Below are 18,335 nucleotides of genomic sequence, written 5' to 3'. Positions count from 1 at the left end.
TCCAACGCCTCGAAAAACCGCACCTTCAACCCAGCACATGCCACGATCCCCGCAACTCCCTCAAATCGAGGGTGTTGCGGGGATCGTTAGAACCCGCCATTCGGAGGGCGGGGCTTTGTCGTTGTGCGTCTCGGATCAGCTGAGACGTTCGAGCACCATGGCCATGCCCATGCCGCCGCCGACGCACATGGTCTCGACGCCGAACGTCTTGTCGTGTGTCGTCAGGTTGTTCAGCAGAGTCGTGGTGATGCGGGCACCGGTCATGCCGAACGGGTGGCCGACCGCGATGGCACCGCCGGAGACATTGAGCTTGTCCTCTTCGATGCCGAGGTCACGGGCGGAACCGAGGACCTGCACCGCGAAGGCCTCGTTGATCTCGAACAGGTCGATGTCGGAGATGGACATGCCCGCGATCTTCAGCGCCTTGCGGGTGGCCTCGATCGGCCCCAGGCCCATGATCTCGGGAGACGTGCCGGTGACGCCGGTGGAGACGATGCGAGCCAACGGGGTCAGGCCCAGCTCCTTGGCCTTGGTGTCGCTCATGATGACGAGCGCTGCTGCGCCGTCGTTGAGCGGGCATGCGTTACCGGCGGTGATGGTGCCGTTCGGACGGAAGACCGGCTTGAGCTGGCTGATCTTCTCGTACGTGGTGCCGGCGCGAGGGCCGTCGTCGGTGCTGACGACGGTGCCGTCGGGCAGGGTCACCGGGGTGATCTCCCGCTCGAAGAAGCCGGCGTTGATGGCCTCTTCGGCGCGGTTCTGGCTGCGGACGCCCCAGCGGTCCTGATCCTCACGGCTGATGCCGGTGAGCAGGGCGACGTTCTCGGCCGTCTGGCCCATCGCGATGTACGCGTCGGGCAGCTCACCGTTCTCGCGGGGATCGGTCCAGCTGTCCGCGCCCTCTTCCTGCGCCTTCTTGGTGCGGGCCTCGGCGTCGGCGAAGATCGGGTTGTGGCTCTCCGGCAGCGAATCCGAGCTGCCGTGGATAAAGCTGGACACGCTCTCGACACCAGCGGAGATGAACACGTCACCCTCGCCTGCCTTGATCGCGTGCAGCGCCATCCGGGTGGTCTGCAGCGAGGACGAACAGTAGCGCGTGATCGTCGTTCCGGGGAGCGAGTCGTAGCCGAGCTGAACCGCGACGATGCGGGCGAGGTTGTTGCCCTGCATCCCGCCGGGCAGGCCGCAGCCCAGGAGCAGGTCGTCGATGTCCTTCGGGTCGAGCGAGGGCACCTTGGCCAGCGCAGCGGCGACCATCTGAGCGGTGAGGTCGTCGGGACGAATGTCCTTGAGCGACCCCTTCATTGCCCTGCCGATGGGTGAGCGCGCGGTGGCGACGATGACTGCCTCTGGCATGAGATCTCCTTCGATATCGATACTGCTTATCTGCTCTGTTACCGCCGAGTAGGCGATGTCTCCTGATCGAACTTACAACCCCGCCGAACGGCCATCGCCACGACGTAGGAGATCCTCCGCCGCGCTGTCGATCTCGGCGTCGAGCTCGGCAGTTCTACGCCGGAGAAAGCGGTCCACTGCGGCGGTGGCGCGGGGGATGGCTCTGCGTGATTCGGCGGCGGCGGACACCGTCGGCAGTTCGGGCAGTGGACCGCCGTGCCAGACGCCGAGGGCCGAGGCGAGCACCGGCAGAATCTGTTGCGCGGCCAGCTCGTACCCCGCAGCGGACGGGTGGAAGCGGTCCGCCGAGAACATCGTGTCGGGGGCGGCCAGAAACTCGGGTGCCAGCAGATCCGCCAGGGCTACCGGATGCCCGCCGGCACCGAGAGTCCTGGCCGTCTGGGCATGGGCCAGCCGCCGACCCCAATTGCGGACGACGGTACGCAGAGGTTGCGGAATGGCCGTCACGACACCGAGATCGGGGCACGTTCCCACCGCGACGACGCAGCCCTTGGCCGTCAGTCGTTCGACTGCATCGCCCAGCCTGGCCGCTGATGCCGGAATGGAGAATTTCTTGGTGACGTCGTTCGCGCCGATGAAGATCACCGCGGCATCGGGCGGCGGGCCCGCGACGAACATGGCGTCGACCTGACCTTCGAGTCCTTTGGACGTGGCACCGGCGATTGCTTTGGTGCTCAAGCGGATTCGTTGACCGGTTTCCTCGGCCAACCCGCGGGCGAGCAGGACACCCGGGACCTCGTCGGCCACAGTGCAACCCACGCCTGCCGCGGTGGAGTCGCCGAAGATCATCAGATGAATATCTGCTGAACTTCCCATGCGCCACCGCTCGGGTGCCGCGCAGCCGGCGGTGTAGACCCCGTCGGCCTCGGGTGGCTTGGCAATGTTGCGTCCGATGACGCCGCGGGCCGCAGCGGCCTGCCCCATCAGATGTCGGTACGCGGCCCAGGACGCAGTCCCTGCTCCAGAGCCTGCAAGTACCGTCGCGGCGCTCGCTTTCGCGGCGGTACGCCATCCGCTCGCCGTCACAGATCGATCCCTCTCGTCGTGCCCCCGCACCATCGTATGCGGGTGTCGACAGCCGTGGCCGAGAGTCCGATACCTGCATCTGGGAAGATGGAGCAATGCGCATCGCACAGCACATCACCGAACTCATCGGCAACACCCCGTTGGTGAAGTTGTCCTCCGTCATCGGCGACGGCGCCGGCACGGTCGCAGCCAAGATCGAGTACCTCAACCCGGGTGGTTCGTCGAAGGACCGCATCGCCGTCAAGATGATCGACGCTGCCGAGGCCTCGGGCGAGTTGAAGCCCGGCGGCACCATCGTCGAGCCCACGTCCGGTAACACCGGCGTCGGCCTCGCGCTCGTTGCTCAGCAGCGTGGCTACAAGTGTGTGTTCGTGTGCCCCGACAAGGTCGGTGAGGACAAGCGCAACGTGCTGCGTGCCTACGGTGCCGAGGTCGTCGTCTGCCCCACGGCCGTCGCGCCCGAAGACCCCAACAGCTACTACAGCGTCTCCGACCGACTCGTCCGCGAGATCGAGGGAGCGTGGAAGCCGAACCAGTACGCCAACCCGGCCGGCCCGGCCAGCCACTACGAGACCACCGGGCCCGAGATCTGGGCCGACACCGACGGCAAGATCACGCACTTCGTCGCAGGCGTCGGCACCGGCGGCACCATCTCCGGCACCGGCAAGTACCTCAAGGAGGTCTCCGGCGGCAAGGTCAAAGTCATCGGCGTCGACCCCGAGGGATCGGTGTACTCCGGTGGCACGGGACGTCCGTACTTGGTCGAGGGTGTCGGTGAGGACTTCTGGCCGACCGCCTACGACCCGTCCATCCCGGACGAGATCATCGCCGTGTCCGACAACGACTCGTTCGACATGACTCGTCGCCTCGCCCGCGAGGAAGGCCTGCTGGTCGGCGGCTCGTGCGGCATGGCTGCTGTCGCGGCCATTCAGGTTGCCGAGCGTGAAGGCCCCGACGCGTTGGTCGTCGTTCTGCTGCCCGACGGTGGCCGCGGCTACCTGGCGAAGATCTTCAACGACTCGTGGATGTCCTCGTACGGATTCCTGCGTTCGCGGTTGGACGGCACCACCGAGGAGACCTCGGTCGGCGCAGTGTTGCGTGGCAAGTCCGGCGCTCTGCCCGATCTGGTGCACACCCACCCGTCCGAGACCGTGCGCGACGCCATCGAGATCCTGCGCGAGTACGGCGTCTCGCAGATGCCCGTCGTCGGAGCCGAGCCGCCCGTCATGGCAGGCGAGGTTGCCGGCAGTGTCACCGAGCGCGATCTGCTCAGTGCGGTGTTCGAGGGGCGCGCAGCGTTGGCCGACCCCGTTGCCAAGCACATGAGCGCGCCGTTCCCGCTGATCGGTGCAGGCGAAACCGTCTCCGACGCCACCAAAGCGCTCGGCGAGTCCGATGCGCTGATGGTCGTCGAAGAGGGCAAGCCCGTCGGCGTCATCACCCGCCACGATCTGCTCGGATTCCTCAGTAAGGGTGCCTAGGCATGTGAGTGGAACTTCGTAGCAGGCTACGAGGTTCCGCTCACAAGCGGCGCAGCCGCCTTATCGGAAAGCGCTGGAGCCCGTCAGCGCCTGCCCGATCACGAGTTGATGGACCTCGGATGTGCCCTCGTAGGTGAGGACGGATTCGAGGTTGTTGGCATGCCGGAGTACGGGGTATTCCAACGTGATTCCGTTGGCGGCCAGGATGGTTCGGCATTCACGAGCGATCTTGATGGCCTCGCGCACGTTGTTGAGCTTGCCGAGTGACACTCGCTCGCCCGGTAGCTCTCCCTTGTCCTTGAGCCGGCCCAGATGCAGCGCGAGCAGTTGACCCTTGCCGAGTTCGAGCGCCATGTTCGCGAGCTTGGCCTGGGTGAGCTGGTATCCGGCCAGCGGCTTGTCGAACACCGCGCGGGTCTTGGAGTACTCGACGGCCGACTCGATGCAGTCCCGCGCCGCGCCCATCGCTCCGAACACGATGCCGAACCGGGCCTCGTTGAGGCAGCTCAACGGTCCGCTCAGGCCGCGGGCCTCGGGCAGCATCGCGTCGGCAGGAAGCCGGACGTCGTCGAACACCAACTCGCCCGTGATCGACGCGCGCAGAGACAGCTTCTTCTTCACCGTGTTCGCGGTGAATCCGGGGGTGTCCGTGGGGACGACGAAACCCCTGACCTTGTCGTCGGTCTGAGCCCACACGACGGCGACGTCGGCGACCGGACCGTTGGTGATCCACATCTTGCTGCCGTTGAGAATCCAGTCGTCACCGTCGCGCTTGGCTCGGGTGAGCATGCCGCCGGGGTTGGACCCGAAGTCGGCCTCGGTGAGACCGAAGCAGCCGATGAGCGAACCCTCGGCCATCCCCGGCAGCCACTGCTGCTTCTGTTCCTCGGACCCGTACTTCCAGATCGCGAACATCGCCAGCGAGCCCTGCACCGAGACCAGTGAGCGGATGCCGGAATCGATGGCTTCGAGTTCGAGGCAGGCCAGCCCGTACGCCGTCGCCGATGTTCCGGCGCAGCCGTAGCCCTCGAGATGCATGCCGAGCAGGCCGAGCGAGCCCAGCTCCTTGGCAAGTTCACGCGCGGGAACGGTGCCCTCGTCGAACCAGTCGGCGATGTGTGGTCGGATGCGTTCGTTGCCGAACTTGCGGACGGTGTCCCGGATCTGACGTTCTTCGTCGTCGAGGAGGGAATCGATCGCGAACAGTTCGTCGACGCTCTGGGAGTTGGCCACGGTGCCTCTTTCCGCTGGGGGTTGTCTTCGCAGGTTACCCACGCCCCTGCCGGGCGACGCAGGCCGATTAGTGTGGAGGCCATGAGTGAGCAGCGCAGCAAGGCAGACAACACCTCCTGGCAGGGCTTTTCCACGAAGGCGGTCCACGCGGGTTACGAGCCCGATCCACTGACCGGCGCGGTCAACGTGCCGATCTACGCCAGCTCCACCTTCGCGCAAGACGGGGTCGGCGGAATGCGTAGCGGATTCGAGTACGCGCGCACCGGCAACCCGACGCGTCGGCCGCTCGAGGCCAACCTCGCAGCCATCGAATCCGGTACCTACGGTCGCGCTTTCTCGTCGGGCATGGCCGCTACCGACTGCATGCTGCGGTCGGCGCTGCGTCCCGGTGACCACCTCGTCATTCCCAACGACGCCTACGGCGGCACGTACCGATTGATCGACAAGGTCTTCACCCAGTGGGGCATCGAGTACTCCGTGGCTGCGGTCTCGAACGTCGACGAGGTCCGCGCCGCGATGCGTCCGAACACCAAGTTGGTGTGGGTCGAGACGCCCACCAACCCGTTGCTCAACGTCGGTGACATCGAGGCGCTCGCGGGTGTCGCGCACGAGGGCGGGGCCAAGCTGGTCGTCGACAACACGTTCGCGTCTCCCTATCTGCAGCAGCCGTTGTCCCTCGGTGCCGATGTGGTGCTGCACTCGACGACCAAGTACATCGGTGGCCACTCCGACGTCGTCGGCGGCGCTCTGGTGACCGACAGCGAAGAGCTCGACACCGCGTTCGCGTTCCTGCAGAACGGTGCCGGGGGCGTTCCCGGACCGTTCGACGCATTCCTGACCTTGCGCGGCATCAAGACCCTCGCGTTGCGGATGGAACGGCACAGCGACAACGCGGAGAAGATCGTCGAATTCCTCGACGGGCATCCGGCCATCTCGCAGGTCATCTACCCCGGCCTCGAGTCGCACCCGTCTCACGCGGTGGCCGCGAAGCAGATGCGACGGTTCGGCGGCATGGTCTCCGTGCGGCTGGCCGGCGGCAAGCAGGCCGCTCTCGATTTCTGCGCGAAAACCGAGATCTTTACTCTCGCAGAGTCTTTGGGCGGCGTCGAGTCGCTCATCGAGCATCCCGGCGCGATGACGCACGCGTCGACTGCCGGTTCGCTGCTCGAGGTCCCGGACGACCTGGTGCGTCTGTCCGTCGGTATCGAGGACGGTGCCGATCTGGTGGGCGACGTCGAGCAAGCACTGGCATGATCGTCGCACTGATCGACTCGGGGTTGGGAATGCTCCCGACGGCTGCTCACCTGCGTGAGTCGCGTCCCGAGCTCGATCTGGTGCTGATGATGGATCCCGACAACGCTCCGTGGGGTCCGAAGCCGGATGCGTGGGTGATCGAGCGGGTGGTCGGTACCGCTCGGCATGCCGTCGAACTCGGAGCCGAGGTCGTGGTGCTGCCGTGCAACACGGCCAGTGTGACGGCGTTGAGCCAGGTGCGGGCTGCGCTCGGTGATTCGATCCCCGTGGTGGGGACGGTCCCGGCGATCAAACCCGCAGCGGCGGTCAGTGATCGGATCGCGATCTGGGCGACGGCGGCCACGACGGCAAGTGCGTACCAGGCCCGGTTGATCGACGAATTCGCCTCTCGTCGGACGGTGACCAGCGTGGCCTGCCACGGCCTGGCCGATTCGATCGATCGCGGAGACTCGACCGGAATACGTGCGGCCATCGACGCTGCGGTGGCCGCCACTCCCGACGACGTCGAGTCCATCGTGTTGGGGTGCACCCACTACCCGTTGGTGCTGGACGAGATCGTCGCGCGTCTGCCGGACGGCGTGACGATGTTCGACAGCGCGGCGGCTGTGGCCAATCAGACGGTGCGGCGCGCGGACGAGGTCGGTTCGGCGCGGGCCGGCACCGGATCGGTCTCGGTGTGGCTGAGCGGCATCGAAGGCGTACTGCCGGAGAGTGCACATCGTTACCGCGAGGCGACGGTGCTACTCGACGGTGCGCGGGCCCGGTAGTTCCGCGCCGCCGGGGAATGCCCGGTGGGTTCGTGCGTTGTCTTTCACTGAGGTAACGGTTGTTGCAGTGGAGGGAATGAGCACATGGTCGGTGTCGACACGCGGGACGTACAGGGCAGAGCAGCGGCGCGGATTCCGCATCGGTATGCCTTCTGGGTGGTCGGCGTCGCCTTCATCGTGCTCATGGCGTCCTCGGCTGCACCGTCGCCGCTGTACCCGGTGTACCAGCAGTCGTGGGGGTTCAGCGCGATCACCCTCACGGTCGTTTTCGCCGTCTATGCGCTGGCGCTGCTGCTGACTCTGCTCACGGTGGGAAGTCTGTCGGACCACATCGGACGCAAACCGATCCTGGTCGCGTCACTGCTGCTGCTGATCGTCAGTCTGGTGTTGTTCATCGTCGCCGACAGTGTCCCGGTGTTGATCGCTGCTCGCGTCGTGCAGGGAATCGCCGCAGGCGCGGCAACGGGTGCCATGAGTGCGGCCATCATCGATCTGCAGCCCACCGTGTCGACCGGCCCGCTGCTCAACAGCGTCGCCCCCTCCTTCGGTCTGGCGGCAGGCGCGATCGGGGCCGGTTTGCTGGTGCAGTTGGCGCCGGCACCCGAAATTCTCGTGTTCGCCCTGTTGATCGCCGCCGCGGCAGTACTGGCCGTGGCCCTGCTGTTCGTGCCGGAGACGTCGGCGATGCGCGGCTTCGATTCCCGACGTCACCTGGCGTCGACCCTGCTGCCGCGAGCCTCGCTGCCGAAGTCGGTGCGGGCACCGTTCGTGGTCATTGCCCCTGCCCTGTTCGCGACCTGGTCGCTCGGCGGGTTCCACCTCTCGCTGGGCCCGTCGATCATCGGCACCGTCTTCGGTATCGACAACCACATCGTGGGCGGCCTGGAGATCTTCTCGCTGTTCGCCTCGGGCTCGGTAGCAGCTGTCGTCGTGCGCAACGGGCTTCCTCGCACGGTGATGATGATCGGCGCGTCGGTGCTCGCAAGCGGCGTCGCGCTGACCTTGGTGTCGGTCGAAATCGGCTCGGTCGCGCTGTATTTCGTCGGCGCTGTCGTCGCAGGATCGGGCTGGGGAGCAACGTTTCTCGGTGCGATGCGCACACTCGGTTCGTTGGTCCCCGCTGCGGTGCGAGGTGGCGTGTTCGCCACGACATTCGTCATCAGCTACCTCGCCTTCAGCCTGCCTGCGGTGATCGCCGGTCTCGCCGTGCACCGGCTCGGATTGAGCACCACGGTCGAGGTGTACGGGGCGTTCGTCATAGCTCTTGCACTGATCTCGGTCGTCGGGTTCTCGGTTGTGCAACGACGAAATCGTTAGCGCAGCAATCACTCCTCGATCTCCCCTCCCGAGGACGGGCACCACGCACTGCCCAATCGGATAGTCCGGCAGCGGTGTTGGAACGGTTCTACCCTGCAGGTGTTCCGATCTCCTCTCGGTGCGGCCATGGTGGTCATCAGTGAGACGCCGATCACACACCCCAGGCGTTTCCTGACCACACTCACCGAGGAGACACCGATGGCAATCGAGCTCAATCAGATCTGGGAATTCCCCATCAAGGAGTTTCACCCGCTGCCCCGCGCCAAGCTGGGGGTCGGCGCTCACGACATGATCGGCGTCGAGGCGAAGGAACTCGGATTCAAGCGTGCCCTGCTCGTCACCACCGGACTGCGCGGATCCGGGATCATCGAGGAACTGATCGGCAAGATCGAATACCAGGGCGTCGAGGTGGTTCTCTACGACAAGGTCGAGTCGAACCCCAAGGACTACAACGTCATGGACGGTGCCGCGCTCTACCAGAAGGAGAAGTGCGACAGCGTCATCTCCGTCGGTGGCGGCTCCAGCCACGACGCGGCCAAGGGCATCCGCGTCGTCGTTGCCCACGACGGCCGCAACATCAACGAGTTCGAGGGATTCTCCAAGTCCACGAACAAGCAGAACCCACCCCATATCGCCGTATCGACCACCGCCGGAACGGGTTCGGAGACGTCCTGGGCGTACGTCATCACCGACACCTCGGACATGGAGAAGCCGCACAAGTGGCTCGCCTTCGACGAGGCGTCGACACCGACTCTGGCACTGGACGATCCGCTGCTCTACTACACCTGCCCCCAGCAATGGACCGCGTTCTGTGGCTTCGACGTTCTGGCACACGGTGCCGAGCCGTACGTGTCGCGTCTCGATTTCGCGCCGTCGCTGGGCAACGCGATCTACTCGATCGGCCTGGTGTCCAAGCACCTTCGCGAGGCCGTCTACGACCCGGGCAACCTGAAGGCTCGCGAGGGCATGATGAACGCCCAGTACATCGCCACGCAGGCGTTCAACTCCGGCGGACTCGGTGTCATCCACTCGATTTCCCACGCGATCAGTGCGTTCTACGACAGTGCTCACGGCCTCAACAACGCCATCGCTCTGCCGCGCGTGTGGGAGTACAACCTGCCTTCGCGCTACGAGCGCTATGCGGAGATCGCCGTGGCCATGGGCGTCGACACGAAGAACATGACCACCGTCCAGGCGGCCGACGCGGCAGTCGAAGCCGCCATCCGGCTCGCGAAGGACGTCGGCATTCCCGACAACTTCGGGTCGATCCGTTCCGCGACGTACGACAAGAACCGGATGAACACCGGCAAGTACGCCGGTAAGGGCGACGTGATCAAGGGTGACGAGAAGTCGGTACTCAAGATCTCCGAGCACATCCAGGAAGACTGGTGCACCCCGGGTAACCCCCGCGAGGTCACCGTCGAGTCGATGATTCCGGTCGTCTCGCACGCGATCAACGAGTCGTACTAATGCTGCGCAGTGGTGCGGTTATGTGCCCCGGGCGGCGCATAACCGCACCACTGCGGCTCCGCCGCTCTTCGAAGGGAAACACATGATCTCGCTGTCGACAGTGCGTAGCGACGACACCGACACCGTTCGATTCACCGACGCTGCCGACCTGCGGAGGGCGCTCGCCGAGCAGGATTACATCGCCGACGACGACCTGGCGACCGTGGTGCATCTGGCGACAGCGCTCGATCGCCCGCTGCTGCTCGAAGGACCGGCGGGTGTCGGAAAGACGGAGCTGGCCAAATCGCTTGCTGCGGCGAGCGGCCGCAAGTTGGTGCGCCTGCAGTGCTACGAGGGGCTCGACGACAACCGAGCCCTGTACGAGTGGGATTACGCCAAACAACTTCTGCACGTGCAGATGCTGCGTGAACACATCGGTGCGCTGACCCAGCACGTCACCGACATCGACGACGCCTCGAAGATGCTCGCCGCCAAGGACTTCGGCCTGTATTCCGAGCCGTTCCTCTCGGTGCGTCCGCTGCTGGAATCGATCCTGTCCGAGGAGCCGGTGGTTCTTCTCGTCGACGAGGTCGACCGCACTGAGGAATCCATGGAGGCGCTGCTGCTCGAGGTGCTCGCCGAGAAGCAGGTGACCATTCCCGAGGTGGGCACCTTCACCGCACGAAGTGATCCGTGGGTCATTCTGACCTCCAACGACACTCGCGAGCTGTCTTCCGCCCTCAAACGCCGCTGCCTGCACTTTCATCTCGACTACCCCTCTGCCGAACGGGAACGGGAGATCGTCACCGCCCGCGCTCCGGAGGTACCCGATCGGGTCGCAGCCGACATCGTGGCGCTGGCAACCGAACTGCGGGCGCTGCCGCTGCGCAAGAGCCCATCGATCTCGGAGGTCATCGACGCGGCTCGTATCGCGTCGGTCCTCGGCCACACGGAGGACACCCGCAAGTATCTGCTCGCCGCGCTGGTCAAATACTCCTCGGACATGAAGATCGCGATGGCAGGCCCGGCGACGGAGACAGCCTCTGCAGCACCATCTCTCGGAGCCGTCGTCAACACGACTGCGACGGCGTTCCGGGGTCATGGTGGACGGGACAAGGGCGGCATCGGGATTCGACGATGACTGCGGTCGAGCCGTTCGCTCCGTCGGTGGTACTCGACGTGCTGTCGGCAGTGTTCGGCCGGACGCTGCGGCGGTTCGGAGTGGCGGCGTCGCCGGCCGAGGTCATCGAAGTCCGACGCGTGCTCGGGCTCCTGGGGGCAGGTGACCTGACGGTTCTACGCGCGGCGTTACGCGCCACGTGCGCGAAGTACGATCACGAACAGCAGGGATTCGATCTCGCGTTCGACTCGCTGTTCGCAGTCGGCTCGAACGCTGTTGTCCACGAACACACTTCGCCGGTCGGCGCGCAGGTGGCGGGCGGCCTCCCGACCGATCTCGACGTGGGAGCCGACCAGGAGGCGGCGAAGTACGCCGAATACAACGAGCGTGCCGTCGAGATCGGAGATCTGCTCGACGCCCCCGAGGCCGACAAGGGCTTCAACCCACACAAGGACGACGACGACATCAGTCTGTCGTCGGAGGATCACGATCTGTCCATCGATACCGATGGCGACATGGGTCGACGGGGCGTGACCTACACCGTCGATCTGGAGCGTTCCGGTTCGACGGCTGCAGGGGAGTTGGCGTCGAGCACGAGCGGAGCGGTTGCAGGGCAACTGAACTGGGAGGATCCGGCAAGTATCCTGGCATGGTTCGATGCCTACGATCCCAGTAGCGTGTACGGCGATGGCGGAGATTCCGGGCCGCTGAGCGCGGCGATGTTGGACAGGATCACCGATGCCGTCGAAGCCTTCGTCGCAGCTCTGGGTGAGTTGACCGGGACGATGTCGTCACCGGTGCCGGTCGACGGCGCAGGGCGGGGGATCGACAGCCATGCCGAGATCGAGCGCGCAAGTCACGAAGTGTTGCGGCACATGCGCGGGACTCCTCGGCCTCGGCCTCGCGAACACTCTCGGGGCCCGCTGGACATGCGTCGCACGGTTCGGTCGAGCTTGCGCACGGACGGCATTCCGTTTCGGTTGGTCACCAGGACACCGGTTCCGGACAAGGTTCGATTGTTGGTGCTGGCGGACGTCTCGTTGTCCGTTCGCCCGATCACCGCATTCACGCTCAGACTTGCCCAGGCGATGCACTCGCGTGCGCATCGCTGCACTGTGATGGGCTTCGTCGATTCTCCGGTGGACGTGACGACCACCTTGCTCGGGAGTACGGGCGACGGTGCTCTGGCTGCAGTACTCGCAGATGCGCGATTGGACCTCGAAGCGAGCAGCGATTACGGCAGGACCTTCGCGGACCTGCTGGACTCGCATGGGGAGGTGTTGAACAAGCGCACCGCGGTGATCATCGTGGGGGACGGTCGGTGCAACGGACGGCCGCCCGGACTCGATGCGTTGGAGAAGATTCGGTCCAAGGTGCACCGCATCGCCTGGATCACTCCCGAAGCTCGTCGTTACTGGGCGCAGGCCGCGTGCTCGATGGAGGAGTACGAGCCATTCTGCGATCGAGTGGTGGTGGCACGAGACGGGGAACAGTTGGCGGCGCAGGCCGCCGATCTGGGGCATGCGCTGTCATGACCCGACCCGTCACACCGCTTACCTGCCCGATCGGGTAGGTAGGAACCTGGCCCGGTGCTGGTGGGAACGGACCGTCTGCGCTCGTAAGGTTGTAACCTGAATCACAGGTCCGGTTCGTGTTCGGATCGAAGGACAGCGAGGGTGTGAACGGTGGACCAGGCAGCTACTGCGAACGTAGGCAAGGCGCTGCACGATCTCGATACTCGGCGCAGCCGAGCCGAGACGCCACGTGTCCTCAAGTTCCATGCGCCCGAGATCGTGTTCGGTCCGGATTCGCTCGGAGAGGTCGCGCATGCGACGCGTCGTCTCGGTGGGGTACGGCCGATGCTCGTCACGGACGCCGGCTTGATCGAGAGTGGCTGGGCCGGGCAGCTCGTCGACCTCCTTCTTGCGCAGGGGCTCGAGCCCCAGGTCTGGAGCGCACTGACGCCCAATCCCAAGGACGTCGAGATCGAGGCCGGCCACGGTTACTACGCGGACTTCGGCTGCGACGTGTTGGTGGCGATCGGGGGAGGGTCGGTGATGGATGCGGCGAAAGGGATTGCCGTCCTCGCCGGCAACGGCGGTCGAATCCTCGACTACGAGGGGGTGGATCGGGCCACCCGGCCGATCCCGCCTCTGGTGATGGTGCCCACGACATCCGGCACCGGAGCCGACGTCTCGCAGTTCTGCATCGTCACCGATACCGCACGCTCGACGAAGATCACCATTCTCGGCCGAGCCCTGGTACCGGACATCACGGTGATCGACCCGATGTTGCTGACCACGATGCCCGAATGGCTCAACGCCGCAACCGGTTTGGATGCTCTGACGCACGGGATAGAGGCGTTCGTGTCGTTGGGTCACAACCAGCTCACCGACCATCATGCGCTCCGAGCCATCACCATGGTGATGTCACAGTTGGCTCGCACCATCGACGAGCCGACCGACATGGTTGCACGAGGGTCGATGGCGCAGGCGAGTCTGGAGGCCGGCCTGGCATTCACGAACGCGATACTTGGTGCGACGCACGCGATGAGCCACCAGGTGGGCGGGCTGCTCGATCTCCCGCACGGGGTGATCAACGGTGTGCTGCTGCCGCACGTCATTCGTTTCAACGCTGCCGAGGATCCGTTGCCGTACGTGGCCATCGCGATGAGTCTCGGGCTGCCCGAGGGCAGGGCCAGGCCGGAGGAGGCCGCAATGGCCGTGGCCGATCGAGTGGACCGCCTCGCTCGTCAGGTCGGTGTTCCCGCCGGCCTGGCCGAGATCGGCGTCAGCGAGTCCGATCTCGATGTGTTGGCCACCAACGCATTACGCGATGCATGCATGTCCACCAACCCGCGCTCGGCCACTCACCGCGAGATGGTCGATCTGTTCAGGACTGCACTGTGACGTCGGGACCCGACCTCTCGTTGCTGACGGGACTGCGTTCGGGCAAGAACACGTTCTACCCCCAGTATCGCGGCGCTGCGGAACGTTTGGAACGCGTCGTCTATGCGCTGGAACTGATCTCGCGAGCGCTGGTGCGCACGGTCGACGGTCCGGAAACGCTGGTGTGCGCTGTGGCCGAGGCGGCACGAGCCCATCTGAGTGCGCGCTGGGTCGTGTTCGCTCTCGCCGACGGGGCGTTCCCCGACGCCGGTCCTCGCAGATTGGTACTCGGACCCGACGCCACACCGTTTCTGGTCGACAACGTCGAAGGGCCACCGTTGCCGGACGACGTCGTCGACTGCCTCGAGTCGATCCGACAGTCGACGTGCGGCGACGGGCTGACCCCGGTGATCTCCGCCCATCACGCCTTCGTGCCGATCGCGTACGACGGGGGTGTCGTGGGCGCTTTTGCAGCGTGGACCGGTGAGCAACGTGTGCTGGACGCCACCGACGCCGCGGTGCTCAGCATCCTGGCCAGCCAAACCGCGGTGGCCCTGCAGAATTCGGCTCTGTTCCAGAGCCGAAGACAACTCCTCGAGCGCACCGAGAATGCCTACGCCGAGGCGAATCGAACAGCGGCCGACCTCGCCGCCCGCAATGCCGAACTCCTGCTGACGCAAAGACAATTGGGTGCCGCGCATCGGCATCAGGTGCTCGACGATGAACGGCATCGCATCGCGCGCGAACTGCACGACAGCGTGACCCAGGCCGTGTTGTCGGCCGGTATGCAGATCGAGGTCTGTCGCAGCGACATCTCGGCGGAAGAGCGCAGTGACAGGCTGGATCTGGCCAAGGATCTGACGCGTCGGGCAGTGGATCAGCTGCGGTCGGCGATCTACGCGCTCAATCACCCTCAGGACGCCGACCGAACGTCGCTTCCCGAAATGCTCGAACAGCTTTCGGTGGTCCACATGCCCGACGAGTTGCAGGTCTCGCTGCGGGTGGAGGGAACTCCCGTCGAGTTGAGCAGCGAATGCGAGCATGCTTTGCTCCGCATCGCCGGAGAGGCGTTGTTCAACACTGCAGTGCACGGACATGCATCCCGGGCCATTCTTCGATTGAGCTACTCGCTCGATCAGGTACAGCTGTCGATTGCCGATGACGGTGACGGCGATCCGGCGCACTTGCGCATGATGCTGCACATGGCCGAGTCCACCGACGTCGACGGCCGCCACCGCGGGTTGGCGAACATGGCGGCGCGCGCCCGCGAACACGGCGGGGTCTTCGAGATCCGCCGTGCCCGCACCGGGGGCGTGCGAGTGGCAGTGCGTATACCGCTCGACCCGAATTCCACGAAGGGCACAGCATGAGCGTCACAGTGGTACGAGACGGTTCGCCTCCGGCGGCGCCGCCCAGGGTTCGGATCGTCCTGGTCGACGATCATGCGATTCTGCGCGACGGGTTACGGTCGGTGCTCGAACGTGAGTCCGACCTGACGATCGTGGGGGAGGCGTCGACGCGGGAGGAGGGCTTGGCCGTCGTCGCTCGGGTCACACCCGACATCGTGCTGATGGACCTCAAGCTCTCTGCCAGCTCCGATTACGAGGGTCTCGCCCTGTGTGCGCAGTTGTCCAAGGCGCACAACGGAATCGGTCTACTCGTCTTGACGACGTTCCTCGACGATCGTCTGGTGGTGGAGGCCGTGCATGCCGGTGCCCGGGGATATGTGGTCAAGGACGTCGACACCACCGAGTTGGTTCGCGCGATCCGCGCGGTGTCGCGCGGTGAGAGTGCGTTCGATTCCCGGAGCGCCTCGGCCGTCGTTCGTTCACTCAACGGCACACCGAGCAGCATCGAGCGGCTGACCGAGCGTGAGCTCGAAGTGCTCCGGCTACTGGCAACGGGTCTGTCCAACAACATGATCGGAACGCGGTTGTTCATCTCGGCGACGACGGTGAAGTTTCACGTCAGCAACATCATGCGCAAACTCGCGGTGTCCCGCCGTGCCGAGGCCGTCTATGCCGCGAGTAAACAGGGATTGATCTGAGCGATGAGCCTTCGGGCACAGAGTGCAAAGTAGACGGCGCTCGGCGTCCTGTCGGGAGCGTCCTCGCGGTGCAGGCTACGGATAACACATACCAGTGATATCCACGCCGAGGAGCACCCATGACGACTGTTCAGGAAGATACGCGCTCACACGACGCCCCGGCCGACCGCCCGACGGAACTCACCGTTCTCGGAGCGTGTGCGCAGGATTGTCCGGATTCGTGCTCGATGGTGGTGACCGTCGAGGACGGGGTGGCGACGAGCGTCAGCGGGAGCAAGACCAACCCGTACACCAACGGCGGCCTCTGCGTGAAGGTGGACAACTATCTCGACAAGGTCTACAGCCCGGACCGAGTGCTGTACCCGCTCAAGCGGTCCGGGCCCAAGGGCTCGGGAGAGTTCGAGCGGATCTCGTGGGACGAGGCCGTGGCCACCATTGCCGAGAAATTCACCTCCATCGCCGAGGAATTCGGCCCCGAGGCGATCATGCCGTGCAATTACCTCGGCACCCAGGGCATTACGCAGGGTCTCAACGTCGGGGATGCATTCTTCAACCGACTCGGGGCGACGGTTGCCGAGCGCACCTACTGCGATGCCGGCTCGTGCACGGCCTACGCGATGACGGTGGGCGACACGGCAGGCGTCGACCCCGAGAGTTTCGTCCACTCCAAGTTCATTCTGATCTGGGCGGCGAACACCATGAGCACCAACCTGCACCTGTGGCCGTACATAGCCGAGGCGAAGAAACGCGGGGCCAAGGTGGTGGTGATCGATCCGATCAAGACCAGAACCGCCAAGGCCGCGAGCTGGTACATCCCCATTCGTCCGGGCACCGACGGCGCTCTCGCCCTGGCGATGATGCACGTGATCATCGACGAGGGATTGACCGACGCGGACTACATCGAACGCTTCACCATCGGTTTCGACGAATTGGCCGAGCGGGTGCAGCAGTACACCCCGCAATGGGCGTCCGAAGAGACGGGCATTCCCGTCGAAGACATCTACACGCTGGCAAGGGAATACGCACAGAGTCAGCCCTCCGTCATTCGGATCGGCGTCGCCATCGAGCGCAGTGCAGGTGGCGGGCAGAGCGTCCGAGCCATCTCCTGTCTACCGTCGTTGGTGGGGGCCTGGCGTAAGCCCGGCGGCGGCATCCTGCAGCTGCCGCTGTGGGCGTTTCCGGTGAACTGGCCCGAGTTTCTGCAGACGGATCTGCAGACTCCGGGTACACGCGTGATCAATCTGTATCAGCTGGGTGAGGCGCTGACCGGCGGGTTGAATCTGGACACGCCCCTCAAAGGACTGATGGTGTACAACTCGAATCCGGTGGTGGTGTGTCCCGATCAGAAGCGCATGATCGACGGGCTCAGCCGGGAGGATCTGTTCACCGTCGTCAGTGACCACTTCATTACCGACACAGCGGATTACGCCGATATCATTCTGCCCGCCACGACACAGCTGGAACAGGACGACATCAACTTCTCCTGGGGACACCTGTTCGTCACGTACAACAACCGGTCGATCGAGCCCCTCGGTGAGGCCGTCCCCAATACCGAGCTGTTTCGCCGATTGGCCGCCGCGATGGGCTTCACCGAACCGGTGTTCTCACGAACCGATGAGGAACTCCTCGCCCTCTCCTACGACTGGAATGCCCCGGCAATGGAGGGCATCACGATCGATTCATTGAAGAAGCTCGGGTGGCAGCGACTCAACCTTCCCGGTCCCGACGAGTACGCACCGCACGCAGAGGGCAATTTCCGGACGCCGTCCGGCAAAACGGAGTTTCTGTCCTCGGCGGCGGCGGGCGGCAACTTCGTGCTGCCGCTCTTCCGGCAGGGATCGAACGACCACCAGCCGGGACAACCGGTGGATCCGCTTCCGCACTACATCCCGCCGCGCGAGTCGTCGAGGACCAATCCCTTACTGGCAGAGGAGTATCCACTCAATCTGCTCACGCCCAAGTCACACGCGTACCTGAATTCGAGCTTCGGGAATCTCGACATGCACCGCAAAGTGCAGAAGGAGCCGACGTTGCTGATCAACCCTGTCGACGGCGAACGGCGGAGAATCGCTTCGGGTGATGTGGTGCGAGTCTTCAACGATCGCGGCGAATTCACCGTCGTTGCCAAACTCGACAAGTCGGTCATGCAGGGTGTCACCGTTTGTGCGATGGGTGCATGGCGCAAGAACATGCTGTCGCTGTCGACTCCGGCCTCGCTCAATCCGACGGTGTTCGCCGACCTCGGGAACGCTCCGACGTTCTCCGACACCCTCGTCGAGGTCGCGGCGCTCGGCGCCTGACAACCCTTTCTCCTACTACGAACATGAGGATTTCGAT

Annotated in this window: 14 protein-coding genes; 11 read left to right on the top strand and 3 right to left on the bottom strand. The window is 64.9% G+C overall.

What is annotated here, in order from left to right:
* Positions 1-135 precede the first annotated feature (135 nt).
* Positions 136-1,356, bottom strand: a complete 1,221-nt coding sequence (locus CH281_RS11530) for an acetyl-CoA C-acetyltransferase (protein WP_032383529.1) — start codon at positions 1,354-1,356, stop codon at positions 136-138.
* Positions 1,357-1,428: 72 nt separating this feature from the next.
* Positions 1,429-2,475 (bottom strand): SGNH/GDSL hydrolase family protein, encoded by a 1,047-nt coding sequence (locus CH281_RS11525; RefSeq protein WP_241258259.1) that lies wholly within the window; start codon positions 2,473-2,475, stop codon positions 1,429-1,431.
* A gap of 62 nt (positions 2,476-2,537) precedes the next feature.
* Between CH281_RS11525 and CH281_RS11520 the strand changes: the two genes are divergently transcribed.
* Complete coding sequence (locus CH281_RS11520) at positions 2,538-3,923, top strand: cystathionine beta-synthase (protein ID WP_032375640.1); 1,386 nt, start codon at positions 2,538-2,540, stop codon at positions 3,921-3,923.
* A 60-nt stretch (positions 3,924-3,983) separates the two neighbouring features.
* On the opposite strand, the gene CH281_RS11515 is transcribed toward CH281_RS11520, so the two are convergent.
* Positions 3,984-5,156 (bottom strand): acyl-CoA dehydrogenase family protein, encoded by a 1,173-nt coding sequence (locus CH281_RS11515; RefSeq protein ID WP_032388183.1) that lies wholly within the window; start codon positions 5,154-5,156, stop codon positions 3,984-3,986.
* An 81-nt stretch (positions 5,157-5,237) separates the two neighbouring features.
* Here CH281_RS11515 and CH281_RS11510 point away from each other — a divergent pair, with 81 nt between their 5' ends.
* From CH281_RS11510 to CH281_RS11465, 10 genes are all read left to right on the top strand, one after another.
* The gene (locus tag CH281_RS11510) at positions 5,238-6,410 is read left to right on the top strand and encodes a cystathionine gamma-synthase (protein ID WP_032365667.1); all 1,173 of its coding nucleotides are present in this window, start codon (positions 5,238-5,240) and stop codon (positions 6,408-6,410) included.
* A complete protein-coding gene (locus tag CH281_RS11505) occupies positions 6,407-7,177 on the top strand; it encodes a glutamate racemase (protein ID WP_032373921.1) in 771 nt (256 codons plus the stop codon). Before CH281_RS11510 ends, CH281_RS11505 begins: the two co-directional genes overlap by 4 nt.
* An 84-nt stretch (positions 7,178-7,261) precedes the next feature.
* Positions 7,262-8,494, top strand: coding sequence for an MFS transporter (locus CH281_RS11500; protein ID WP_032373920.1), 1,233 nt, complete (start codon positions 7,262-7,264; stop codon positions 8,492-8,494).
* Positions 8,495-8,692: 198 nt separating this feature from the next.
* The gene (gene mdo, locus CH281_RS11495) at positions 8,693-9,964 is read left to right on the top strand and encodes an NDMA-dependent methanol dehydrogenase (RefSeq protein WP_027496261.1); all 1,272 of its coding nucleotides are present in this window, start codon (positions 8,693-8,695) and stop codon (positions 9,962-9,964) included.
* 82 nt (positions 9,965-10,046) lie between these two features.
* Entirely contained in the window at positions 10,047-11,084 is a 1,038-nt protein-coding gene (locus tag CH281_RS11490) for a MadB family AAA-type ATPase (protein WP_032373919.1), read from the top strand.
* Positions 11,081-12,598, top strand: coding sequence for a MadC family VWA domain-containing protein (gene madC, locus CH281_RS11485; RefSeq protein ID WP_032373918.1), 1,518 nt, complete (start codon positions 11,081-11,083; stop codon positions 12,596-12,598). Before CH281_RS11490 ends, madC begins: the two co-directional genes overlap by 4 nt.
* A gap of 186 nt (positions 12,599-12,784) precedes the next feature.
* Entirely contained in the window at positions 12,785-13,972 is a 1,188-nt protein-coding gene (locus CH281_RS11480) for an iron-containing alcohol dehydrogenase (RefSeq protein WP_045842105.1), read from the top strand.
* Complete coding sequence (locus CH281_RS11475) at positions 13,969-15,321, top strand: MadS family sensor histidine kinase (RefSeq protein WP_032373916.1); 1,353 nt, start codon at positions 13,969-13,971, stop codon at positions 15,319-15,321. Before CH281_RS11480 ends, CH281_RS11475 begins: the two co-directional genes overlap by 4 nt.
* The gene (locus tag CH281_RS11470; protein ID WP_027496266.1) at positions 15,318-15,998 is read left to right on the top strand and encodes a MadR family response regulator transcription factor; all 681 of its coding nucleotides are present in this window, start codon (positions 15,318-15,320) and stop codon (positions 15,996-15,998) included. The genes CH281_RS11475 and CH281_RS11470 overlap by 4 nt, the downstream gene beginning before the upstream one ends.
* 119 nt (positions 15,999-16,117) lie before the next feature.
* Entirely contained in the window at positions 16,118-18,298 is a 2,181-nt protein-coding gene (locus CH281_RS11465; protein ID WP_032373915.1) for a molybdopterin-containing oxidoreductase family protein, read from the top strand.
* The last annotated feature ends 37 nt before the right edge of the window (positions 18,299-18,335 follow it).

The sequence above is a fragment of the Rhodococcus sp. 06-221-2 genome, assembly GCF_002258365.1.
Lineage (GTDB): Bacteria > Actinomycetota > Actinomycetes > Mycobacteriales > Mycobacteriaceae > Rhodococcoides > Rhodococcoides fascians.
Note: the sequence above shows the minus strand (reverse complement) of the source record. Positions and strands in the feature narration are given on the sequence as shown.